Annotated in this window: 19 protein-coding genes and 2 tRNA genes; 6 read left to right on the top strand and 15 right to left on the bottom strand. The window is 52.3% G+C overall.

All coding sequences use genetic code 11. From position 1 onward, the window contains the following. Positions 1-78: 78 nt before the first annotated feature. Together dcd and RIC05_RS02015 are read right to left on the bottom strand one after the other, a co-directional pair. Positions 79-633, bottom strand: coding sequence for a dCTP deaminase (dcd, locus tag RIC05_RS02010; RefSeq protein WP_350041890.1), 555 nt, complete (start codon positions 631-633; stop codon positions 79-81). A 189-nt stretch (positions 634-822) separates the two neighbouring features. After that, the gene (locus tag RIC05_RS02015) at positions 823-984 is read right to left on the bottom strand and encodes a hypothetical protein (protein WP_350047645.1); all 162 of its coding nucleotides are present in this window, start codon (positions 982-984) and stop codon (positions 823-825) included. A gap of 189 nt (positions 985-1,173) precedes the next feature. Between RIC05_RS02015 and RIC05_RS02020 the strand changes: the two genes are divergently transcribed. Both RIC05_RS02020 and RIC05_RS02025 read left to right on the top strand, forming a co-directional pair. Continuing rightward, positions 1,174-1,248, top strand: a tRNA-Thr gene (locus tag RIC05_RS02020). A gap of 27 nt (positions 1,249-1,275) precedes the next feature. After that, positions 1,276-1,350 (top strand) — tRNA-Thr (locus RIC05_RS02025). 97 nt (positions 1,351-1,447) lie between these two features. On the opposite strand, the gene RIC05_RS02030 is transcribed toward RIC05_RS02025, so the two are convergent. After that, positions 1,448-2,731 (bottom strand): oligosaccharide flippase family protein, encoded by a 1,284-nt coding sequence (locus tag RIC05_RS02030; RefSeq protein ID WP_350047647.1) that lies wholly within the window; start codon positions 2,729-2,731, stop codon positions 1,448-1,450. Between the two features lie 6 nt (positions 2,732-2,737). Next, entirely contained in the window at positions 2,738-3,769 is a 1,032-nt protein-coding gene (locus RIC05_RS02035) for an NAD-dependent epimerase (RefSeq protein ID WP_350047649.1), read from the bottom strand. 209 nt (positions 3,770-3,978) lie between these two features. Here RIC05_RS02035 and RIC05_RS02040 point away from each other — a divergent pair, with 209 nt between their 5' ends. Both RIC05_RS02040 and RIC05_RS02045 read left to right on the top strand, forming a co-directional pair. Beyond that, positions 3,979-4,722 (top strand): putative metalloprotease CJM1_0395 family protein, encoded by a 744-nt coding sequence (locus tag RIC05_RS02040; RefSeq protein ID WP_350047651.1) that lies wholly within the window; start codon positions 3,979-3,981, stop codon positions 4,720-4,722. Positions 4,723-5,008: 286 nt separating this feature from the next. Further along, entirely contained in the window at positions 5,009-5,662 is a 654-nt protein-coding gene (locus RIC05_RS02045; protein ID WP_350047653.1) for a response regulator, read from the top strand. Positions 5,663-5,785: 123 nt separating this feature from the next. Here RIC05_RS02045 and RIC05_RS02050 read toward each other — a convergent pair whose 3' ends face one another. The 8 genes from RIC05_RS02050 to RIC05_RS02085 form a co-directional block, all read right to left on the bottom strand. Next, positions 5,786-7,750 carry a response regulator gene (locus tag RIC05_RS02050; RefSeq protein ID WP_350047655.1) on the bottom strand — a complete coding sequence of 655 codons (1,965 nt, stop codon included), beginning with the start codon at positions 7,748-7,750 and terminating at the stop codon, positions 5,786-5,788. 87 nt (positions 7,751-7,837) lie between these two features. Continuing rightward, on the bottom strand, positions 7,838-8,836 hold the full coding sequence (gene acuI / locus RIC05_RS02055; RefSeq protein ID WP_350047657.1) for an acrylyl-CoA reductase (NADPH): 999 nt from the start codon (positions 8,834-8,836) through the stop codon (positions 7,838-7,840). 96 nt (positions 8,837-8,932) lie between these two features. Further along, positions 8,933-9,310 carry a YkvA family protein gene (locus RIC05_RS02060; RefSeq protein ID WP_350047659.1) on the bottom strand — a complete coding sequence of 126 codons (378 nt, stop codon included), beginning with the start codon at positions 9,308-9,310 and terminating at the stop codon, positions 8,933-8,935. A 31-nt stretch (positions 9,311-9,341) separates the two neighbouring features. Next, a complete protein-coding gene (gene asnB, locus RIC05_RS02065) occupies positions 9,342-11,102 on the bottom strand; it encodes an asparagine synthase (glutamine-hydrolyzing) (RefSeq protein WP_350047661.1) in 1,761 nt (586 codons plus the stop codon). After that, a complete protein-coding gene (locus RIC05_RS02070) occupies positions 11,102-12,127 on the bottom strand; it encodes a glycosyltransferase (protein WP_350047663.1) in 1,026 nt (341 codons plus the stop codon). The genes asnB and RIC05_RS02070 overlap by 1 nt, the downstream gene beginning before the upstream one ends. Before the next feature lie 24 nt (positions 12,128-12,151). Further along, a complete protein-coding gene (locus RIC05_RS02075; RefSeq protein WP_350047665.1) occupies positions 12,152-12,916 on the bottom strand; it encodes a glycosyltransferase family 2 protein in 765 nt (254 codons plus the stop codon). Continuing rightward, a complete protein-coding gene (locus RIC05_RS02080) occupies positions 12,909-13,880 on the bottom strand; it encodes a glycosyltransferase family 9 protein (RefSeq protein ID WP_350047667.1) in 972 nt (323 codons plus the stop codon). Before RIC05_RS02080 ends, RIC05_RS02075 begins: the two co-directional genes overlap by 8 nt. A gap of 3 nt (positions 13,881-13,883) precedes the next feature. Further along, positions 13,884-14,912: a glycosyltransferase gene (locus RIC05_RS02085; RefSeq protein WP_350047669.1), complete on the bottom strand. Its 1,029-nt coding sequence runs from the start codon at positions 14,910-14,912 to the stop codon at positions 13,884-13,886. 161 nt (positions 14,913-15,073) lie between these two features. Here RIC05_RS02085 and ygfZ point away from each other — a divergent pair, with 161 nt between their 5' ends. Both ygfZ and RIC05_RS02095 read left to right on the top strand, forming a co-directional pair. Then, positions 15,074-15,988, top strand: coding sequence for a CAF17-like 4Fe-4S cluster assembly/insertion protein YgfZ (gene ygfZ / locus RIC05_RS02090; protein WP_350047671.1), 915 nt, complete (start codon positions 15,074-15,076; stop codon positions 15,986-15,988). A gap of 139 nt (positions 15,989-16,127) precedes the next feature. Beyond that, positions 16,128-16,802 carry a hypothetical protein gene (locus tag RIC05_RS02095; RefSeq protein ID WP_350047673.1) on the top strand — a complete coding sequence of 225 codons (675 nt, stop codon included), beginning with the start codon at positions 16,128-16,130 and terminating at the stop codon, positions 16,800-16,802. Between the two features lie 81 nt (positions 16,803-16,883). Here RIC05_RS02095 and ppdK read toward each other — a convergent pair whose 3' ends face one another. From ppdK to RIC05_RS02110, 3 genes are all read right to left on the bottom strand, one after another. Beyond that, positions 16,884-19,556, bottom strand: a complete 2,673-nt coding sequence (gene ppdK, locus RIC05_RS02100; RefSeq protein WP_350047675.1) for a pyruvate, phosphate dikinase — start codon at positions 19,554-19,556, stop codon at positions 16,884-16,886. A 75-nt stretch (positions 19,557-19,631) separates the two neighbouring features. After that, the gene (glyS, locus tag RIC05_RS02105) at positions 19,632-21,695 is read right to left on the bottom strand and encodes a glycine--tRNA ligase subunit beta (protein ID WP_350047677.1); all 2,064 of its coding nucleotides are present in this window, start codon (positions 21,693-21,695) and stop codon (positions 19,632-19,634) included. 3 nt (positions 21,696-21,698) lie between these two features. Continuing rightward, the gene (locus tag RIC05_RS02110) at positions 21,699-22,589 is read right to left on the bottom strand and encodes a glycine--tRNA ligase subunit alpha (protein WP_350043029.1); all 891 of its coding nucleotides are present in this window, start codon (positions 22,587-22,589) and stop codon (positions 21,699-21,701) included. Positions 22,590-23,106: the final 517 nt, after the last annotated feature.

The raw sequence follows: 23,106 nt of genomic DNA on the forward strand, positions 1-23,106 counted from the left end.
ATCCTCTTTGTGCTGCGCTTGGCACGCAGCAAAACCTTATCTTGGCGTATCACAGCCTGAATTATTGCTATGCCTTTATCACAGGCGCGGCAATGTGACACCTTTTTGGCCCATATATTTCCCTGCACGATCCGCATAGGAGGTATCGCATTCGCTTTCGGCTTTCAGGAAAATAAACTGGCAGGCCCCTTCATTGGCATAGATGCGTGCTGGAAGCGGTGTCGTGTTCGAGAATTCCAGTGTCACATGCCCTTCCCATTCCGGTTCAAGCGGGGTGACATTGACGATGATGCCACAACGGGCATAGGTCGACTTCCCAAGGCAGATTACCAGCGTGTCGCGCGGAATGCGGAAATATTCCACCGTGCGCGCCAGGGCAAAACTGTTGGGCGGGATCACACAACAATCCGTCTTGCGATTGACGAACCCTTCATCAGAAAAGTCCTTGGGATCGACGATGGCCGAGTCGACATTGGTGAAAATCTTGAACTCGTCAGAAACACGGGCGTCATAGCCATAAGAACTGACACCATAGGAAATCACGCCATCACGTTTAAAGCCGTCAACAAACGGCTCAATCATGGCCTTTTCCTGCGCCATCTGGCGTATCCAGTGATCCGGTCTTACTGACATATTGCCACCCCTGTTTTAAGAAAAAGTCCCGACACCAACTCGTACCATCGGTTTTACCCGTGCCAAGCCCCCGAGATCAACCAAACGATGCGTAAACGCAGTTATTCAAACGAACCGGTAAAATTCTCAGGTCCAATGAAGTTAAACTTCAGACGAAATTTCTCGCCCGCCGACCCTAGAAAACCCGCCCTATTCGTCCGACGTCCGATCCGGGGCAGTCTCGGATTGCGCATCCTTGCGTGAACGTTGCTGTTGTTTGCGCTTGGCCAGATTGGCCCGCAGGGCTTCGGCTTCGCGCTTTAAGCGTTCTTCATTCACGGCTGGACGGGCGTCTGATTTCTTTGCTGTCATAATCTGATTTGGCTTTGTGGTTCAAATGCAGGGGCTGTTATAAAACAGCACGCGAAAAATTACAGCCGATCTTGACGAAAACAGGGCAAAAAGCGCCGATGTGCGATCAATCGAAAAACTTCGCATATTTCTGACTTGACCAATTACTGATCCGTGGCCTATAACCCGCCCGCACCGCAAAGGGCATATGCTGCCGTAGCTCAGGGGTAGAGCACTCCCTTGGTAAGGGAGAGGTCGAGAGTTCAATTCTCTCCGGCAGCACCATCACCTTGCGGTTAGCCCGAATATCGGGCTGCCGTAGCTCAGGGGTAGAGCACTCCCTTGGTAAGGGAGAGGTCGAGAGTTCAATTCTCTCCGGCAGCACCATTTTTCCCCCGTCATTAAATCCATATTGCTTGCAATGAACCAGCGCCTTTTGGGGCGTTATCGCTGCTTTACGTGTTCATTTGATTGAAAACAGAATTTAACGCGCAATCAAAAACCGCAGCGAAAATACTGTCGGGTCAACACCAAGAGACTTTCGGCACAGGATTGCCAAAATGATCGGGTAACCGGCAACGGACAGGGCTGCAACTGTTACCCCGCCCATCATACCGATTTGCAACATGCCAATCGCAAGCCCTGCCATGGTTACAGCAGCCCACACAGTGACAATCTTGGTCATGGCACGATGAATGCCTGTCATATTCAGCAATGCGACGCTAGGCCCACATGCGGCTTGAACAGCATAGGCGGCCAGCATCATGCGCAAATAGGGCACTGCCCCTGAATAATCATCGCCAAACAGCGAAAGCAGTACTGGCGCAAAGACAAAGAACATCCCGCAAACCGGAACCGCTACCAACAACGAAAATCCAGTTGCACGGGTAACCAGTGATTGCAGCTCGTGCTTGTCTTCTTTGGCCATCGCCTTGGCAAGAAAGGGTGAGACAACCGAATTCACCGCCGTAAGCGCAAAGGCAACAAGCATGGAAAGACGGATAACCGCGCCAAGCTCGCCCGCATCAAATGCTGAAAGCAAGACACCCGCCAAAATGACCGGTGACTGGTTTAAAAGTGCGATGGAAAGCTGAGAGAAAAGCACATTAAGGCCCAACTGCAACCACAGCCGAATGTCGCTCATTCTTGGATGGAAGGGGCCAGACCAGTTGATATGCCGCCCCATGATCACCAAAATGACTGTTGATAGCATCGCCACCGCGAGTGCCACAGCGTACGAACCAACAACAGTTAAAAGTGACAGATCACCATGGATCCAGAAATAAAGCGTTAGAAGGCAGATACCGAATACGAGTGGCCTTACCACCGCCTCACCGACGACAGCACGTGACACATTGGCATCAGCCCGAATGGCCCCTTGAAGCACGGACATGACGACCGCCAGAGGCAAACATACACCCGCAGCAAGGCCAATTTCGATACTGTAGTTTCTGAAACTGATAAGGATGGTCGCAAGAACAGCACCGCCAACGACCGATAACACCCCCGCAAACAGCAAAACAAATCGCTGCATCCCGCTCACGATCTGGCGCTGCCCCTCTTCGCGATATTTGGGCAGGAAACGGACAATTGCGGTGTCCATCCCGAACGTGACGATAGGTGCGGCTGAGATAATCAACCCGAGTATCACGGAAAAGAAGCCAAAAAGATCCTTACCGCCATAGCGTGAGATAAACACGCTGGCCAGAAACATCATGCCCGCCGAAAACGCATTGGCGAACAGCACGAAGATCGCGGCAAATTTCAAATCCGTTTACCCGTAAAAAGACCGGTACCATTCAACAAAATTGCCAATACCGGTTTCAATCGACGTTGCCGGTGTGAACCCAACAGCATCGGTCAGCGCATCAACATCGGCATAGGTTGCCGGAACGTCACCATCCTGCATTGGCAGCATGTTCTTTTCCGCAGTCTGACCCAAGGCTTTTTCAATCGTCTCGATCATATACATCAGTTCAACCGGGTTGTTATTCCCGATATTGAACACCCGATACGGGGCAGAACTGGTCGCAGGGTCCGGTTTGGCTGGATTCCAGTTGGCATTCGGTTCCGCAACGGTCGAGATACAGCGATAGACGCCCTCGACGATGTCATCGATATAGGTGAAATCACGCCGCATTTTGCCTTTGTTAAAGACATTGATCGGCTTGCCTTCAAGGATCGCCTTGGTAAACAGGAATAACGCCATATCCGGGCGTCCCCAAGGACCGTACACCGTAAAGAACCGAAGCCCTGTGGTCGGCAAACGGTACAGATGACTATAGGTGTGCGCCATCAATTCGTTGGCCTTTTTCGACGCGGCATACAGGCTGATCGGATGATCGACATTGTGATGAACCGAAAACGGCATTTCGGTATTCATACCATAGACAGAGCTGCTTGATGCATAGACCAGATGCTTCACGCCGTTATGGCGGCACCCTTCAAGAATATTGGTGAAACCAACAAGGTTTGCATCAACATAAGCATGCGGGTTTTCAATCGAATAGCGCACACCGGCCTGTGCCGCCAGATTGACGACATAGGTTGGTTTTTCCGTCGCAAACAGGTCAGCAATACCTTCGCGGTTTTCAAGATCCATACGGATGAACTTAAAGCCAGGCTTGCCGTCCAATCGTGCCAGCCGCGCTTCTTTCAGGGTAACGTCGTAATAGTCATTGACGTTATCAAGCCCGATAACCGTCGATCCCTGTTCCAATAATTTAAGGCAAAGGTGCGATCCGATAAAACCGGCAGCACCGGTGACAAGCACCTTTTCATTGGCGGGAATAACGAAGTCGAGCATGAGTATTCAAATTCCTGATTGAAATGAAAGCAGCGATCATCACTATACCGCCTGAATTTGGCATTCCTGATAGCAGTATGCTCCCCATTGCGCAAGCCATCAGCCGCCCCAATATCACGGCTATTCCAAGACAAGACTCATATGCGTTTTTCTGTTATCCTTGAGCTTGTTGATACTTGTTGTAAAAACGTGGAACACTACACGCACAAATGATTTCAGCTGGTCAAACCATTGCCAACCCAAATAGCGGCGGATTGGGCGTTATCCTGAATGTTCGGGAAATCGCACAAACTGCTGATGGGCGCGTTTTGGCCGAATATGAAGCTGTTGAAGTTCAGCGCCAGACAGCCGATGGCAAAACACTCTCCCCTTATGCCATTGCGGGTGAACAAAGCGATAGCGCACGCACGCGCCTTGTTGACCCACGAACTCTGACCGAGGCACAGGCCGTTGCCGGTGGCATCAGCCGCGCCGAATATCGGCAAGCAGTTGAAACCACCGAAGATGACAACAACAGCACAGGCGGCACATCAAGCCCCGCGAACCTTGTCCCGGCAGAAAAGGCCGTCGTATCGCAGCTTCAGGCACGCGATTCTGCCGTTCGACAGGAAGAACAGGCACATGCAGCTGCTGCGGGTCCTTATGGATCGGCACCGCAATACACTTATCAGATTGGCCCGGATGGCAATGCCTATGCTATTGGGGGTCATGTCGATGTAAGCGTATCGGTTTCGGGGAGTGCAGCGGATCGTGATCGTGCTTTGGCAACGTTGCAGAATGCCGCACTTGCGCCAAATGCACCATCAGGTGCAGATATGGCAGCCTTCCGCAAAGCCAGCCTGTTACGCGCCACAGACAAGGGTGACGAGGCTCCAACTACTCAGCAAGAATCCATCATTGAAAATTCCCGATCTGGCAGCGACGCGCGGCAAGGCATTTCGATCTCTGTGTGAGATCCCCCTCGCGAAACGCTTACTAGCCTCCTATATACTATGCAATAAGTGAGAAGAATTTTACTCTCGGGCCATATCACCTATCCGATCGCATAGTTGCAACATTCAGAAACTATCCTGCCGTTTGACAGGACCCCGGTTTTGTTGAATGCTGCGCTCGCGTCCGGGGGGGACGCTTGAATTGACAATCTAAAATCGCGCGAAACCGTGTCTTGACTACGGGGTGCGTTTCCGGAGCCAATCATCAGATGTCAGAGCTTCGGACAAAAACGGGTACGGCATAAAAATGAATATCCTGCTAGCAGACGACCATGACCTCGTCAGAGACGGGATCACTTCCTTCCTCAAACTCGCAGCGCCGGAAGTTGAAGTCGCGCAGGCGAAAGATTTCGCAGAGGCACTGGCTGTTGTCGATAGCGAAACAGTCGTTGAACTGACGATCCTTGATTTGAATATGCCCGGTATGAACGGGTTATCTGGTCTGACCGTCATGCGTCAAAAACACCCTGAAATCCCGGTGGTCATTCTTTCCGGATCGGTCAAACGCAGCGATGTCTTGAATGCGCTGGAACATGGTGCATCTGGCTATCTGCCCAAGACACTGTCGGGTAAGTCGCTGATCAACGCCTTGCGCCTTATCCTTTCTGGCGAAAAATACATTCCATCGGCTTTGCTTGAAGATGACGGATCGCGCATGCGGCCGGGCGAAATTGATCTCGATGGCCTTGCACCGGACAATCCCCTGCGTCAGTTGACCAATCGTGAACGCGAAGTCCTTGGTCTTTTGACCAAAGGCCTTTCCAACAAAGAAATCGCCAAACAGCTCACCGTGCGTGAGATCACTGTTAAGGTTCACTTGACCGGCATTTTCAAAAAGCTGGGTGCAGCAAACCGTACCCAAGCCGTCAAAATTGCCATGCAGCTCGGTTGGGAAGCATAATCCCCCAAACGACACTGCACCTAAAGATTCAAAGCCCGGCACATGCCGGGCTTTGTGCTTTTTTGGGTCAGGATGAGCTAAACGCTGTCGTCTTTAGAATGATCACAAGTCCGAGCTATTTCTTTACCCTGCACAGACTTCAGAGAGTTCATCCAATATCGCCAGAAGTTCTTTGAGGTTAAGTGGCTTGGACAGCACCATGACCGGCGCATCAGCACCATCGTCATCATCATCGACCGGGCGTTCGGCATCCCCCGGATGACCGGTCATAACAATGACAGGCAAAGCCGGGTTTCTACTGCGCAACGCCTTGACCAAAGAGTTTCCATCCATCTGAGGCATGCGAATATCGGTTATCAGGATATCCGGCTGAACCACACCGGCAATTGCCAGTGCATCTTCCCCGTCACTTGCCGCCGATACGCTATAGCCTTGCGCTTCAAGGTAACCTGATATGATTTCCATCGCATCAATTTCGTCATCGACAACAAGAACACGGATGTTCCGTCGGGCTTCGCAACTAGCCCCCATGATAAGAGAACTTCCTTCATCTGGCATGAGTTCAGGAATGTCGGGTTTCTCATCGGGTCCGACAGACGTTATCGGCAGCGTGACTTCAAAGCACGCCCCGTCGCCTTCATTGCGGACATCGATCTTTCCGCCCATCGCTTCGACAATGCCAAAACTGACCGAAAGGCCAAGCCCTGTTCCCTTACCCACGTCCTTGGTCGTGAAGAAAGGGTGGAACAAAAGGTCAATGGCAGCTTCCGGTACACCACCGCCATTATCATTGACCGCAAGCTTCAAGGACTTCAGGCCTTCATCGACCATCGCACTCACGCGAATAAGACCGCCGATATTGCCGTCATCGCCGTTTTCATTGATCGCATCACGGGCATTGGTCAACATATTCACAAGAACCTGTTCAAGCTGGACCTGCCGACCATTGACCAAACATGGCTGTGCTGGTGGAACAACATCAATCACGATCCCGGACAAACGGCAGTCATGTTCGATCATATCCACTGATCTTTCGACCGCCTTCATCGGATCAAACGGTATAAAATCCTCATCATCCGGGCGGCTATAAATCTGTAGATGCTTGATGATTTCTGACATGCGTTCGGTCTGACTGCTGATCAAGGACAGCCTTTCGCGTTGAAATGCCGGTTTTACGGCGTCAAGATCGTATTGCAGCGAACAGGTATCGGCCGCCATGCGGATCACATTAAGCGGCTGGTTCATTTCATGTGCGACCGATGCTGCCATTTCACCAAGGGTGGCCAGTTTCGAGGTTTGAACGAGCTGACGTTCGATTTTACGTTTTTCGGTGACATCTTCGGCCAGCATCAGCATCGCTGGCGCACCTTCGTGGGTGAATGCAATCGCCGATACTTCTAACTCGACATTTTCCCCGTCCGGGCGCTGACAGATAATGGTGAAATCAGCACGTCCACCATATCCCTTCCGATACCGCACAATATATTCATCAAGCGTTTCGCGGCTTGATGGATGGACCATCTCCATAAAAGAACGCCCAACCAAGGCGGCACTGTCTTCTGCGCCAAGGATCGAAAGCCCCTGCTGGTTGATATAAACAATCTCATCCCCGCTCAGGATCGAAATCAGTTCCGGTGCCAGTTCAACCAACTTCCGGTAACGTTCTTCGCTTTCCTTAAGCGCACGTTCCGCACGCGAACGTTCAATCGCATAACGGATGGACCGGCGAATGGTCCGACCATCAGGGAATTCCTTAGTCAGGTAATCTTCTGCGCCATGCTGAAGCGCATCAAAGGCAAGTTCTTCATCCTTGTGGCCGGTCAGGACAACGACAGGCGCGGTATTGGCACAGCTGCGCACCTTACTGATCGTCGTAACGCCAGATGAATCAGGCAGGGTCAAATCCAACAGCACGACGTCAAACTGGGCGTCCGGACCGTCCCCATTCAACACCGCCATTGCCGAGGCAAGGTCAGATCGATGTTCAATATCAAACGGCTCGCCGGTTTCTTCAAGAAGCGTTCGAACCAGAAACGCATCCCCCGGATTATCTTCAACAAGAAGAATTCGAAACCGTTGTTCGGCCATTGTGATTTTTCCAATCGTCAGAGTAACGGGTTTCCAATCAAAAATTTGAATTTGAAAACCCGTTGATTCTGCATAGTTTCAGGGATGCTAGCAATCCTGCACATCAATCAAAAGACGGCCTTTAACCTGCCCTTTGAGTATTTTTTCACCCCAAGGCAAAATATCACCCAAGGCAACCTTTGTCGTGGCGGCACTCAGATGTTCTTTCGGGAGCTCTTTGGCCAGACGCTGCCATGCCCGAATGCGGGTTTCATAGGGACACATGACCGAATCAATGCCAATGAGCCGCACGCCGCGCAACAGGAACGGAATAACTGTTCCGGGCAAATCAGGACCACCCGCGAGGCCACAGGCCGATACAACCCCGTGATATTTCATTTCCGACAGAACATGGGCAAGTGTTGTGCTGCCAACACTGTCAACTGCCCCGACCCAGCGTTCGGCCAAAAGCGGTTTACTTGTGTCGGTCAACTCATTCCGATCAATGATTGAACTCGCCCCGAGTTCACGCAAATAGGCATGGGTTTCTTCGCGCCCGGTCGACGCCGCAACCCGGTAACCGAGTGCCGATAGAATGGAAACAGCGACTGATCCAACACCACCTGCGGCACCGGTAACAAGAACCTCGCCATCCTGATCAGGGGAAACCCCCTGTTCTTCCAATGCCATCACGGCGAGCATTGATGTGAAACCGGCCGTACCAATTGCCATCGCCTGCGCAGCATCAAGCCCGTCTGGCAAAGGGACAAGCCAATCGGCCTTCACACGGGCCAGTTGCCCATATCCACCCCAATGGGCTTCACCAACCCGCCATCCGGTCAGAACAACGTCATCACCGGGTTTATAGCGGTCATCATTTGACGAGATAACTTCACCAGAAAAATCGACACCGGGCACATGGGGGTATGTTCGAACAAGACGCCCCAGACCATTCAGGATCATGCCGTCTTTGTAGTTCAGCGTTGACCATTTCACCCGAACAAGAACATCACCATCGGGCAGATCACTGACGGTCAGATCTTCGAAACGCGCGGTAACGTTTTTATCTTTCTGGTTTAACACCAGTGCGCGGAATGCTTCATTCATGATCATCCTCCCGATCTATGCAAATTATAGATCAAGACTACGGCGCACCTATAGGCCCGTCAAATCCAGACTTGGTCAAAGCAAAGCCTATGATACCTAGTTGCTCAACGGTGCGTTTTCCGGAATCACGTTGCCGTCAGTTCCACCGAGCATCACAATCCCGATCACGGCAATAACAAGAATGCCAAGATAAAGGTAAATGCGCCGCGACTGTTTTCCCGCTGTCGCCTCATTCTGAACCACGTCTTCCTGAACAGAGGACGGCAAACTCCGATATGAAAGCCATCCCAAAAGCGGCACGATCAAAAGATCATCTAACCACCCGATACCGACAAGAACATCCGGCAGGAGATCAACCGGACTGATCAGATAAATCAGACCGGCAAACAGCAAGAGTTTGGACTTCAACGCAACATCACTGCGCACCAACGTTCGCAGCAGATTTGGAACAATCATCCAGGCTGATTTCGCCATGCCACCCTCATCGTTGGTTAGAACTCTGTCACTATGGAGCCAGCGTTTCAAAAACGTCTTCTGCTGGCGCATGACCTAGAACATTGGTCTGATGCCAAAGTGCATAAAACAGAAGATGCCAGCATGCCGCCCCTTCTCTTTTACCTACCGTATTAAACAGTTTTTCGACTTGTGCCGGTTCGGCGATTTCAAGAATGCCTGCCTGATTGGCAACCAACGGACCAAGGCGTTTGCCCTGCCCTGCAATCCATTCCCCCACAGGAACCGTAAAGCCGCGTTTTTTGGCAAATGGTTGCGCCATCGGAAGACAGCGTTCCAACCAACTGCGCAGCAAGAACTTGCCAACACCTTTACGAACTTTAAGGCGATCGGGCAAATGATAGGCAAATTCTGCGACCTTCGGATCAAGGAACGGTGTTCGTCCCTCAAGCCCGTGGGCCATCAACATCCGATCTAACTTGATCAGAAGATCATTGGGAAGCCAATCCGAACAATCCACCGCCTGTGCGACCGCAAGGCGCGAGCGTTTTCCACGATTTTCACGGCTTTCCGATGCCGAAATCCCGTCGCGCCATCCCTCAAGGATACCGGGGCGCAGGACGTCAATCTTATCAAACGTTCCCTTGGACCGCATAACACGTCCGCCAAGCAATAATGGCCGCATCACGGACCGATAACGCCCGTATCCACCAAATAGCTCATCCCCACCTTCGCCACACAAAACGACTTTAAAATCACGTGCCGCTTCGGCTGCCAATTTGTAGGTCGGAAGGATGGCGTAATCGGCAACCGGGTCATCCATCTTTGCCGCAACTTCGGGCAACAAGGTCCAGAAATCGCGTTCGGAAAACATGATTTCAACGTGATTTGCGTTGCACGCCTTGGCAACTTCGCGGGCAATCTCGCGTTCGTCATGCACACTTGATGCTTCAAATGCGGCGGTATAAGCCGTTACTGGCCGCTCGTTCAAGCGGTCCATCATGCCCAGAAGGGATGCACTATCGACCCCACCTGAAAGAAACATGGCATAATCAACATCAGATCGCTGATGAAGACGCACGGATTCTTCAAACACCCGGTCCCAATCCGCCAACGCGCTTTCAAGATTGTTGCCAACAACACCGGCATCACTCAACACCTGACGGCGGCGGCGATCAATGATCCGTCCGTTTTTCAAAACAATGGTCTCGCCCGGAAGCAACCGCTTGATACCATCAAAAATCATGTCGCTGCCGGTTGTGAATTGGACCTGCAGCAATTCAGAACGGGCATCTTCACGAACTTCCCGGCCGACAAGGCCGGCTGCCACCAGCGCCTGCGCCTCGGATGCAAAGGCGAAGAATTCCGGGGTTTCGACGTAGTAAAGTTGCTTGATCCCGAACGGATCACGGCACAGCACAACCTGATTTTCAATCACGTCATGAATGGCAAAGGCATACATGCCGCGCAGTTGATCAAACCCGTCAATATTGCTCCGCGCATACAGCCTTAATGCGGTTTCGCTGTCTGACCTGGTTTTAAAACTGGCTTCGCACAGACTGTTGCGCAGTTCAATATAATTATAGATTTCGCCATTGGCGATCAGGGCACTGCCGTTTTCATGGTAAAGTGGCTGATCGCCTGTATCGAGATCAATAATCGCCAGCCGAGTCTGAATGAAACCAACCGGACCTTTGACATAACGCCCATCCCCGTCCGGGCCCCGATGACCAAGCGCATCGCGCAGACGATCCAGAATTTCGGGATCAAGGGTTTGCTTGTCCTTGGCGATATAACCGGCAATTCCGCACATTAACGCGCAACCTCGTCAAAGAAAGCCTTGTATTTGGCAACCACAACGTTCTCGGTAAAATTCGCCTCGAACGTTGTATGCCCGTTTGCCGACAATGTGTCTGAAAGCGCTTTGTCGTCAAGGACTGTCCGTAAATCAGATGCCAGCGCAGAAACATCTTCAAGTGCCGATAACAATCCGTTTTCACCTTGTTCAATCAATTGAACCGGTCCTTGGCTTGCCTGTGCCACGACAGGTTTTCCCTGCGCCCAAGCCTCAATCACCATATTGCCCAGTGGCTCATGGCGCGAAGAAGCACAAAACACATCGCAGGTCGCAAACAGATCGGCAACGTCACGACGCCAACCAAGCAACCGGACCCGGTCCGCAACCCCGCATTCACCCGACAATTTCAAAAGATCGTCTTTCAAACCCCCGGCACCGGCGATCCAAAGATATGCACCAGGCACATCAACCAATGCACGGATCAGGGTGTCAAACCCCTTATTTTCATGCAACCGGCCAAGACCAAGGATCAAGGGCGCATCGTTGGGGGTGTTGAATTCTGAACGATCAATCGGGTTACCGCGGTTGGCATCAACAAAGTTCGGCAAGTAATGCGTCTTATCGGCAGCCCAACCTTCGCGCACCAGATAATCGCAAATATCACGTGTATTGCCGATCAAATGGTCGCAATCACGAAAGTTTTTAAGTTTGTAATACCCACCCAGCCGGGCAACTTTGGTGAAATCACCCGACGGGGTCATTCGGCTGGCCCGGTTCATCCAGCTTAGAACAATGCGTGGTTTGTGCTTTTTGATCTGCTGACGCAATCCCCACGGGGTTCGAAGGTCAAGACGTCCCCCAAAGGGCAACTCGTCAAATGACACACCATTTGCCGCAAGAACAGAATTTCGACCTTCATTCGGGCGAACAACGCAATGCTGATCCATGCCTGCACGCTGAAACCCGCATGCCAGACGCACAAAGAACTCCTCAGCACCGCCAAACGGACTTCCGGCCATGGTTTGCAGCAACATGGTCATCGATCATTTCCCGTTTGGACAGCGTCACTCATCATCGTAACGTGCCTTCAAATAGGAAAGCATCGGGAACAGGGCTGCAAACAAAGCAATCAAAAAGCCCATCCCCCCTTCTTTGTATCCTTTGCGTGAGACAAAGCAGCGCCAAAAGCGAGAAAAGATACGGCGAAAGTTATGTGCGAACGTGCCGATATTTCCGTTTTCGCGTAAATCGGCCGCGCGTGCACTGGAATAGCTGTCTAGCCTGCGGATCATGTCGGAGATGTTTCGGTCAACGAAATGCACCAAGGCACCATCAAGCTTGGGCCCCTGACGTCCGGTCATCTTAACCGCTGGGTGAACCCGCTGTGGGCCCCATACTTTGCAACCTTTACGAAAAAGCCGCCAAACAGCCGACGTCCCGAACGATGCGCCCCACCCATAGCGCACCAGCCGTTCACCGACATAGTTATCCACAGGGATCAAATATCTGTCATAGGTGCCACTATTTACAGCTTCGCGGATAGAGGCTGCAAGCGCCTCATTAATGTGCTCATCCGCATCCAGTTCAAATATCCATTCACCGGTTGCTTCTTCAATCCCTTTATTGCGACGATGGCCTTCTATATCCCAACTGCCGACAACCGTTTTTGCGCCAAATTCTTTTGCGATCTCTTCAGTACGATCTGTGCACTTATCACAAACGACGACGATTTCATCTGCGAAACTTACCTTTTCAAGGCACGCCGCCAAACGCGCTTCCTCGTTATGGGCGCAAAGAACAACGGAGATACGTGGCATGGGTTCAGTCATGATTTTTTTCCTGCAGGCGGTAACTGGTAACCAGCTCTGTCGCAGCTTCGACGACTTTGACAACAGGTAAGGTTTCCATCAGGTTCTCTTTGGAAAAACGGCTCTCACGGTTTTCCATGATCGTATCAAAAGACCAGTCAGTTCGCACAGCCCGCCCCCACCGCGAATATGGTCGATAATGCTCGTCGCGTGATGGCCCAAACAGCCCAAGCGTTGGGCATCCTGATGCAGCTGCCATATGCATCAGTCCTGAGTCATTACCAAGATAAAGGTCAGCCCGCTCAAGGCAGGCCATAACCGTCAACAGGCTCTCGCTTCCAAATATTTCTGATCTGCGGTCTTCTGGAAGTGACTGTATTATGTTTTCGGCCATATCACGCTCATTAGGCGCACCGACGAGCAAAACATGTGCACCGTCAAGAACTGCGCCCTTTTCTGTCAGTTGGGAAATCGTCTCGACAAACCGTTCAGGATGCCAGGTTTTTCCAACCCAGTTTGAAGTAGGCCCAACAATCAAAAGCCGCTTGTCTGTCGCAGGCAAAATCAAATCGGCCCGTTCCCGATTTTTCTTATTGATCCAGACCTTTGGGTATGGTGGCGGCGTGACACCTATTACCTGTCCAAGCTGATCGACCCGATGAACACTGTCATCATTCCCCGACAGAACAACACGCTTCCACCCCGGCAACACATAGGCCGTCGCACTTCCGCGCAGGTCGACGATGATGTCCCACCAATTAAAGACCACCGACTTCCAAAGCTTCCACCAATGCCCGCCACGCTTTTGTTTGGGCATCTCTATGATGCGTTCAAGGTTCGGTACGGCCTGAAAGATTGGTGCCGCAACCGGCCCACATGCCACCGTTACGCGTATCCCCGGATAGGTTTCGACATAATGGCGCAGGACCGATGTCGACAGGACGGCATCCCCCAACCGGTTTGACGTGATGAACAAAAGGCGCACGGTTTACAGTTTCTCCAGTTCACCAGCAACGTGGATCCATTCGCGGCGATCATTGCGTGCGGCTTCGGACTGCGTGGCAAAGAAGGCCCGGTCGGTCAAAAGCTGACTGGTGATATTGCCAAATGCGGCTTCGTCGGGAACGATATAGCCGGTCTTGCCATCTTCAACGCGGTTCTTGGCAATACCGCCATAAGACACAACCGGTGTTGCCGCCCCAAGGGCATCCACAATCCATTGCCCGACATGGTCCGTTCCGTATTTACCGTGATGCAAGAAGGCACGCGCATTGGCGACCGTTTCGGCCATATCGGCTTCTGGCATCGGATGAAGAACCCGCACACCCTTGTCGATGGCAGAACGCACCAGATCAACAATATCGTCAGACACCTGATCATTTTCACCAGCAAGTGCCATGAACAGATCATGGGCATAAACTTCAAGCTTGGCATTGGGTGCCTTGGGCGCGACGTAAGCTTCCCAAATACGGACAATCTGGGCAATCCCGGTTGCAGTATTGGCAACCGTCACCGCAACTTCATCACGTGATTCAAATGCCCAATGCATGTTTGAGGCCATGGTAAAGGATGCTGTTGCACCCGGCTTGACCACAATCGGCTTTTTAACCAGATCGGCGTCAAATCCCTTGGCCTGACCATCATCGGTGAAGACGACCTGTACTTTCTTTTCCTGAAGAACAAGCCGGATGTCATCAGCATTAAGGCGTTCTGGATCGCCATCAAACCATAGAATTATCGTTGCATCGTCCGGTACGGATGAGTGTTGCAATAATTCCGGATCGCGCCAGACAATCACGGTATTGGCCGCATCGCCACCAAAAGGCGGCAATTCAGCATCAAGCTGTCGCCATGCCACACCGTGCATATCCTTGTCGATGCCACCATTACGGCGGGCCTCAACCTTGTGACCACGGGCAACAAGGGACTCAGCCAACGAAATGAATGCGCGTTGGCAGGTTCCCAGCGGGCGGGCTTCGCGATCCTTGGGATCGAAGCCGATAGAATGATCAAGCATCAAGATTTTCATAAGTTTGGTTCTATCTGTTCGCAGGCGTTTTATGAAGGGTTTTCTTACATATAGATTGGACTTTGGACCTTGAGAGACCCCTTGCGAAATTTATGCATTTGCCCCACATTCCGCTCAAATGAATCCGACAGACCGGAGCCCACAAAATTATGAGCAAGACTTTTTACACCCTGCTGCCCGACCGTGCGGTGATCCGTGTGAGCGGACCGGACCGCGTCAGCTTTTTGCAAGGGTTGGTATCAAACAACATCGAAACCATCACCGCCGATAAATCCGGCTATGGTGCGCTTTTGACCCCACAAGGAAAATTTCTGTTTGATTTCTTTGTCTACCAACAGGATGAAGACAGTCTTCTGATCGAATGCGAACGCGGCGAAAATGGCGAACGGGCTGCTGAACTTTTCAAAAAACTTCGGATGTATAAGCTCCGTGCCAAAGTCGAACTTACCGATGTGACCGAAAGTTACGATGTCATTGCCGTCTTTGGCGACGAGGCACTGAGCACACTGTCACTTGACTTAGCACCGGGCACAACCGGACATCTTGCCGAAGGTATCAAGGCGGTTGATCCACGTTTATCGGCCATCGGGGCGCGTGTTTTACTGCCTAAAAACAGCTTGGCTGAAATGGCCGCGATCGGGGCGAGCGAAAGCGACGTTGAAGCCTATCATCAACTGCGCGTTTCACTTGGCCTGCCCAATGGCAGCGAAGAACTTGAAATTGAAAAATCCATCCTGCTTGAAAACGGCTTTGAAGAACTGGGCGGCGTTGATTTCAAGAAGGGCTGCTATATGGGACAGGAACTGACCGCGCGCACCAAATATCGTGGTCTTGTCCGCAAGCGCCTGTTGCCGATCAAAATCGATGGCAGCGCACCGGAAGCCGGAACCGCCATTATGAATGGCGACAAGGAAGCGGGCATCATTCGATCCATTCACGGTGACCATGGCCTTGCCCTGATCCGGTTGGAACGCATCAGTGACGATGCCGATTTACGGGCGGGCGATGCCAAAATCACCGTTGTCGTACCCGACTGGGTCAGTTTACCTGCGACCGCAGCTTAAGGGCAGCGCCCCCAAATTCACATCCGGCGAAAGATCGCACGATGAAACGAGTCCCGATTTGGGGCTCGTTTCACATTGAAACCTGTTCGAAAGGGTAGTTAGCCCCTATGTTATGGGAAGAAGAGAACAGGAACCTGCAATGAAACTGCGCAATGCCGCACCCTATCTGGTCGTAATGGTCATTGCCCTATTGGCGGGCTCATTATCAAACAGTGCATCCGCCCAACAAAGACCAACCGGTTTAAGCGATACCCCGGTTGCAGACATGTCGATTGCAGATGCCAACAAGGAACTTGCGACAATCACGCAGGCCTATAATCGCAAAGGCAATCAGGTCAAACAAATGGCCTTGGGCACATTGTTGCGGTTCTATTCCGGGAAAATTGTTCCCTGCGGCGCGATTGTAACCAATGTCCGTGATTGCCTTGAAAATGAATGGTCGGATTTAAAAAATTATCCGGGTCATTTTCTTGGCCCCAATGAAACCCGCGCCCTTAATCCAACCATCGCGCAAGCCCGCATGACAGAAGAAAACTATTTCGATGCGGTTGAACGCCTGAACATGCTCCTTCGTGCGGTGCGCTATGAAAGCACATTGAAGCCCGATGAAAGCTACCGGGCACATCTTCATGCAGTCTTGACCCATCTGACCGACTTGCAGGAAGAAGAATTCCACACAGCCGTTCTTTACGAAAAGATTTTCAAAATTGGCGGGATCATCTTACTCCTGCTTGGTCTTTCTGTCGGCGGCATGTTGATCATGAAACATCTTGCCCACCGCGCCGACCCATCATCGCAAAACGTCAAAAAATAACGACGGCAAGTTCCCCTGCCGCCGTTGGATAATTTTTAGATCAATGCAACGTTGCGCGTGGCAACGGGTGTTGTGTCTGGCCTATTCGTGCTTACGGTTCAATGCGGCCTGTGCCGCCGCCAGACGGGCAATCGGCACGCGGTACGGCGAACAGGACACATAATCCAACCCTTGCGCTTCGCAGAACGCGATGGATGCCGGATCACCGCCATGCTCCCCACAGATACCAAGTTTGATATCACTGCGGGTTGCACGGCCACGTTCGGCTGCAATACTGACCAGCTCGCCAACCCCTTCCTGATCAAGCGACACGAACGGATCACCTGCAAAAATATCCTTGGAGATATATGTATCAAGGAAGCGCGACGCATCATCACGCGACAGACCAAAGGTGGTCTGGGTCAAATCGTTGGTGCCAAAGCTAAAGAATTCTGCTTCTTCGGCAATGTCCCCTGCCCGCAATGCTGCACGTGGCAATTCGATCATGGTGCCAACAAGGAAACTCAGTTTGGCTGATTTTTCGGCCTCAACATCCGAAGCAACCTTAATGATCGCAGCTTTCAGGATTTCAAGTTCCTTCTTGCCGACAATCAACGGGATCATGATTTCCGGAATGACCGGATCACCGCCATCCTTTGAAACTTCAATCGCGGCTTCAAAGATCGCACGCGCCTGCATTTCATAGATTTCAGGATAGCTGATGCCAAGACGACATCCACGATGCCCCAGCATCGGGTTGGCTTCGGCAAGGTCAAGCAGGCGACGTTTGACAATCACCTCGGACACACCGGCAGCCTTGGCGACTTCGGCAATTTCGGCATCACCGTGTGGCAGGAATTCATGCAATGGCGGATCGAGCAGACGGATGGTAACCGGAAGCCCCTTCATGATGCGGAACAGGTCAATAAAATCCTGACGCTGATAGGGCAACAGTTTATCAAGGGCGGTCCGACGGCCCTGTTCGGTTTCTGCCAAAATCATTTCGCGCATGGAAATGATCCGTGCCGGATCAAAGAACATATGTTCGGTCCGGCAAAGACCAATGCCTTCTGCGCCAAAGCCGCGTGCGGTTGCCGCATCATCCGGGGTTTCCGCATTGGTCCGGACTTTAAGCCGACGCACAGCATCGGCCCATTCCATCAACTGCGAAAAATCACCTGACAGATCAGGCTTAAGGGTCGCGACTTCGCCCAGCATGACTTCACCGGTGCTGCCATCAAGGGTGATGACGTCGCCTTCTTTTAAGGTCACACCACCGGAAATCATGGTTTTGTTGGCGTAATCGATCTTGACCTGACCGGCACCGCAAACGCATGGGGTTCCCATACCGCGTGCCACCACCGCCGCATGACTGGTCATGCCGCCACGTGAGGTCAGGATACCTTCGGCGGCATGCATGCCGGCAATATCTTCGGGGCTGGTTTCAATCCGCACCAGAATGACTTTGCGGCCTTTATTACTGGCCCATTCTTCTGCTGATTCGGCTGAAAACACGATCTGGCCGGATGCCGCACCGGGGGATGCAGGAAGTCCCATACCAACAACCTTGCGGGCGGCATCGGGATCAAGGGTCGGGTGCAGCAATTGATCAAGCTGTGCCGGATCAACACGGCGCAGGGCATCTTCCTGTGAAATCACGCCATCGCGGCACATCTCAACAGCAATGCGCAAGGCGGCCTTGGCGGTCCGTTTGCCCGCACGAGTCTGAAGCATATAAAGCTTGCCCGATTCAACGGTGAATTCCATGTCCTGCATATCGCGGTAATGGGATTCAAGCCGATCGCGGATTTCGCAAAGCTCGCCAAAGACTTTTGGCAACGCTTCTTCCATCGAGGTCAGGTCAGAACCGGATTCTTCACGTTCGATTTTGGTCAGAGGTGCCGGTGTGCGGATGCCCGCAACAACGTCTTCGCCCTGTGCGTTGATCAGATATTCGCCGTAAAAACGATCTTCGCCGGTTGATGGATTGCGCGAGAAACAAACACCCGTCGCACAGTCATCGCCCATATTGCCAAAGACCATCGCCTGCACGTTTACAGCCGTGCCCCAGCTTGCCGGGATGCTGTGCAAACGACGGTAAGTATTGGCACGTGCATTCATCCAGCTGCCAAATACGGCACCAATCGCGCCCCAAAGCTGTTCGCGCGGATCTTGCGGGAAAGGTGCATCAAGTTCGCTTTGGACTTTTTTCTTAAAGCCCTGAACGATTTGTGCCCAGTCATCGGCATCCATTTCGGTATCAAGGGAATAGCCCTTGTCTTCCTTGTGAATCTCAAGGATTTCTTCGAAATGATAATGCTCAACCCCCAGCACCACATCGCCATACATCTGAATGAAACGGCGGTAGCTATCATAGGCAAAACGACGGTCACCTGAAACGGTTGCCAGTGCTTCGACTGTTTCGTCATTCAGGCCAAGATTAAGAACCGTATCCATCATGCCGGGCATGGAGGCGCGTGCGCCGGAACGAACAGACACCAAAAGGGGATCTTTGGCATCGCCAAATTTGCGCCCGACCAGCTTTTCAACCGCGGCCAGCGCCTTTTCGACTTCGGAATTCAGACCATCCGGGTAAGCGCGGTCGTTGTCATAAAACGCCGTGCAGACTTCGGTTGTAAGGGTAAAGCCGGGCGGAACGGGAAGTCCGAGATTGCTCATCTCGGCAAGGTTCGCACCCTTGCCGCCCAAAAGTTCACGCATATCCGAACGGCCTTCGGCGCTACCGCCACCGAAACCGTACACCCATTTGGTCATCTTGCCTTTTCCTCATCTGGTCAAGGCCCTTATGGGCCTCCCCGGATGGGGAAAGCCCCGCAACCTTGACCTGTTTTATGACTCGATCTTTGAGAAGTCCGCAATGTCATGCAAGGCGGTGCGAATTTGCGCCAGCAATTTAAGCCGGTTGGCACGTTCGTCTGCCTTATCACTATTTACGGTGACCTTTTCAAAGAATGCATCAACCGGTTCACGCAACCGCGCAAATTCGGTCATCGCCGCGGCATAATCCTCACCCCGCAAACGTGGCAAGGCCTTATGCCGGACATCAATGAGCGCCTCATACAGCTTGCGTTCTTCGTCCACACTCAGAAGATCAGCGGAAACGTCCGCGTCAAAGGACGTATCGTCCTTTTTCTCTTCGATGCGCAGGATGTTCGATGCACGCTTGTAGCCAGCCATAAGGTTGACGCCGCTTTCGCCCGAAACAAAATCGGAAAGCGCATCAACACGGGCCAGCAGGCGGACAAGATCGTCTTCGCCATCCAATGCAAACACAGCCGACACCAGATCATGGCGCACGCCCTGTTCACGCAGATGGACTTTCAGACGGTCGGCAAAGAAGGCCAGAAGGTCTTCGACTGCCTCGTCACGACGAATGGTTGCCGGGTATTGGGAAACGGCAAATGCGAAGATGCGCCGAAGCTTTACCCGCAAACCATTTTCCAGAACCAGACGGATGACACCCAAAGCCGCACGACGCAGCGCAAACGGATCTTTTGAACCGGTTGGCTTTTCATCAATGGAAAAGAACCCGGCAAGGGTATCAAGCTTCTCTGCCAATGCGACTGCAACCGACACAGGTGCCGTCGGGCACATATCTGACGGACCAGCCGGTGCATAATGCTCGGCAATGGCATTGGCGACTTCCGGGGCTTCGCCGTCATTTTCGGCGTAGTATTTCCCCATCAGCCCCTGAAGTTCGGTGAATTCAAACACCATCTGCGACACCAGATCGGCTTTGCCGATTTCTGCGGCGCGATCGGCCAGTTTGACATCACAATTCGGGATATCTGTCGACAGCTCACGTGCAAGACCGCGAAGGCGCAACACACGTTCTGCAAGCGATCCCAGCTTGGCATGGAAGACAATCGTATCAAGTTTCGGCAGGCGCGATTGCAGCGTCACTTTCCGATCCTGATCCCAGAAGAACTTGGCATCATGCAGGCGTGCGCGCAAAACGCGTTCGTTCCCGGCGATAATTTTGGCGTTGTTATCCGCCGTTTCCATGTTCGAAATTGTGATGAATCGCGCAGCAAGCTTGCCGCTTTTATCTTCAACCACAAAATATTTCTGATGTTCACGCATCGAGGTTTCAAGAACTTCGCGCGGGATGTCCATGAACAGGTCATCGACCTTGCCCATAACCGGCACAGGCCATTCAACCAGACCACAAACTTCTTCAAGAAGACCGTTATCTTCAAGAAGTTCGAACCCTTCGGCCGCAGCCAGCTTTTTCGCCCCGTCAAGGATAACCTGTTTGCGCTCTTCCCGGTCAAGCATGACCTTGGCAGCGCGCAGTTTTTCCTTGTATTGGGCACCATTGGCGACACTGAATTCAGCAGGTGCTAGGAAACGATGACCGCTGGTGGTGTTTCCGGCGATGACCGGACCATAGGAAACCGGGATCACCGTGCCATCAAACAGGCACAGAATGCGGTCAAGCTGACGTACCCAGCGGACTTTTTCGGTTCCCCAACGCATCGATTTTGGCCATGGCAATTTGGCCATCGCGTCTTCGACGATTTCCTTGATGACTTCGGATGCCGCACGGCCTTTTTGTTCGACAATCGCAAACAGGAAGGTGCCTTTTGGCATTTCGCGCTTTTCGCACTGATCAAGGGTGACACCATTGCCTGCCAAAAAACCGTTGATTGCCTTTTCAGGTGCATCGGCGCGCGGACCGCGGCGTTCTTCGCGCAGGTCCGGCTGTTTTTCAGGCAGGCCATCAATAATCAGGGTCAGGCGACGCGGGGTCACCAATGCTTCGACTTTGTCAAATGCAAGGTCAGCAGCCTTAAGACCATCCGAGATCAGTTTGGACAGATCATCAGATGCACGGGCCTGCATACGGGCCGGAATTTCTTCGGAAAACAGTTCAAGCAGCAATTCGGCCATGACTTATGCCTCCTCTTTCAGATGGCCACGCGACCGCAGCCACGCCTCGCAGCAGGATTTCGACATGTCACGAACACGACCGATATAGGCCGCACGTTCGGTGACAGAAATCACGCCGCGCGCATCAAGAAGGTTAAAGATATGGCTGGCTTTCATCGCCTGCTCATACGCCGGAAGCGCCAAACCGCGTTCAATATTGACCGCACATTCGGCCTGGGCATCTTTAAAGTGCGCAAACAGCATATCGGTGTTTGCGACTTCAAAGTTATAGGTCGACTGTTCCACTTCATTTTGCAGGAACACGTCGCCATAGGTCACACCGCGACCATTATAATCAAGGTCATAGACGTTCTCGACACCCTGAATATACATCGCCAGACGTTCCAAACCATAGGTCAGCTCGACCGGAACCGGGTTACATTCAAAGCCACCAACCTGCTGGAAATAGGTGAACTGGGTGACTTCCATGCCATCAAGCCACACTTCCCAGCCAAGGCCCCATGCACCAAGGGTCGGGCTTTCCCAGTCATCCTCGACAAAGCGGATGTCATGGGCCAGCGGATCAATGCCCAAATGGCGCAACGACCCAAGATACAGCTCCTGAGAGTTGCTTGGCGACGGTTTCAGCAGAACCTGAAACTGGTAATAGTGCTGCAAGCGGTTCGGGTTTTCACCATACCGACCATCGGTCGGGCGACGAGAAGGCTGAACATAGGCTGCATTCCAGCTTTCCGGGCCGAGTGCCCGCAAGGTTGTCGCGGTATGGAACGTACCGGCACCGACTTCCAAGTCATAAGGCTGCAGGATTACACAACCCTGATCGGCCCAATAGCTTTGCAGTCGAAGAATGATTTCCTGGAATGAAGGGGGACGTTGCGACCCGTCGAGCGCCATGGCGCGAACTCTCTATTACTGTTGTCTATGAATTTAGAGCGGCAAGCTACCGCCCTGCCCCCTCGCGGTCAAGAAGGCAAAAGCCCTGAGACGCGTTGAATTTGCAACCCTTGTATCCCCGTCAACCGTATCATATCGCATTGCAGCAATACTCATCGGTGATTGATGCCGGAATTCCAAGCAAAATCAGCAAACCTTGATCCAAAGTCGAACACCGCGTGAGTAAACGGTATTCGATCAGATTAATGCTAGGGTCAGGACCTATTAATTTGATTGGAATGGCAGGCGTTATATTTGTGAAATACAAGGATAAAGCCTGCAGCGCGGGGTAATCTCCCGGGCAAAGGGTTTAACGCAGGAGTTTGCAAATATAACGCCTGTCCTACGGATCACCCGGATTTGTACGGGCTACTTTGTCGCAAAACCTTGAAAGATGCATATCTTCCTGCGGTCTTGCTTCGCGTATCCGCACAAATCCGGGTGACCATTCAAACCAAATTAATAGGTCCTGACCCTA

It is taken from the genome of Thalassospira sp. (genome assembly GCF_040218635.1).
Classification (GTDB): Bacteria; Pseudomonadota; Alphaproteobacteria; order Rhodospirillales; family Thalassospiraceae; genus Thalassospira.

What these genes read in the sequence shown, in the direction of transcription:
- RIC05_RS02040 (WP_350047651.1), top strand. Translation starts at nt 3,979, where the DNA reads ATGATTTCAGCTGGTCAAACCATTGCCAACCCAAATAGCGGCGGATTG.
- RIC05_RS02095 (WP_350047673.1), top strand. Translation starts at nt 16,128, where the DNA reads ATGAAACTGCGCAATGCCGCACCCTATCTGGTCGTAATGGTCATTGCC.
- RIC05_RS02035 (WP_350047649.1), bottom strand. Translation starts at nt 3,769, where the DNA reads ATGCTCGACTTCGTTATTCCCGCCAATGAAAAGGTGCTTGTCACCGGT.
- acuI (WP_350047657.1), bottom strand. Translation starts at nt 8,836, where the DNA reads ATGAATGAAGCATTCCGCGCACTGGTGTTAAACCAGAAAGATAAAAAC.
- RIC05_RS02110 (WP_350043029.1), bottom strand. Translation starts at nt 22,589, where the DNA reads ATGGCGCTCGACGGGTCGCAACGTCCCCCTTCATTCCAGGAAATCATT.
- glyS (WP_350047677.1), bottom strand. Translation starts at nt 21,695, where the DNA reads ATGGCCGAATTGCTGCTTGAACTGTTTTCCGAAGAAATTCCGGCCCGT.
- RIC05_RS02085 (WP_350047669.1), bottom strand. Translation starts at nt 14,912, where the DNA reads ATGCTTGATCATTCTATCGGCTTCGATCCCAAGGATCGCGAAGCCCGC.
- ygfZ (WP_350047671.1), top strand. Translation starts at nt 15,074, where the DNA reads ATGAGCAAGACTTTTTACACCCTGCTGCCCGACCGTGCGGTGATCCGT.
- ppdK (WP_350047675.1), bottom strand. Translation starts at nt 19,556, where the DNA reads ATGACCAAATGGGTGTACGGTTTCGGTGGCGGTAGCGCCGAAGGCCGT.
- RIC05_RS02045 (WP_350047653.1), top strand. Translation starts at nt 5,009, where the DNA reads ATGAATATCCTGCTAGCAGACGACCATGACCTCGTCAGAGACGGGATC.
- dcd (WP_350041890.1), bottom strand. Translation starts at nt 633, where the DNA reads ATGTCAGTAAGACCGGATCACTGGATACGCCAGATGGCGCAGGAAAAG.
- asnB (WP_350047661.1), bottom strand. Translation starts at nt 11,102, where the DNA reads ATGTGCGGAATTGCCGGTTATATCGCCAAGGACAAGCAAACCCTTGAT.
- RIC05_RS02070 (WP_350047663.1), bottom strand. Translation starts at nt 12,127, where the DNA reads ATGACCATGTTGCTGCAAACCATGGCCGGAAGTCCGTTTGGCGGTGCT.
- RIC05_RS02075 (WP_350047665.1), bottom strand. Translation starts at nt 12,916, where the DNA reads ATGACTGAACCCATGCCACGTATCTCCGTTGTTCTTTGCGCCCATAAC.
- RIC05_RS02015 (WP_350047645.1), bottom strand. Translation starts at nt 984, where the DNA reads ATGACAGCAAAGAAATCAGACGCCCGTCCAGCCGTGAATGAAGAACGC.
- RIC05_RS02050 (WP_350047655.1), bottom strand. Translation starts at nt 7,750, where the DNA reads ATGGCCGAACAACGGTTTCGAATTCTTCTTGTTGAAGATAATCCGGGG.
- RIC05_RS02060 (WP_350047659.1), bottom strand. Translation starts at nt 9,310, where the DNA reads ATGGCGAAATCAGCCTGGATGATTGTTCCAAATCTGCTGCGAACGTTG.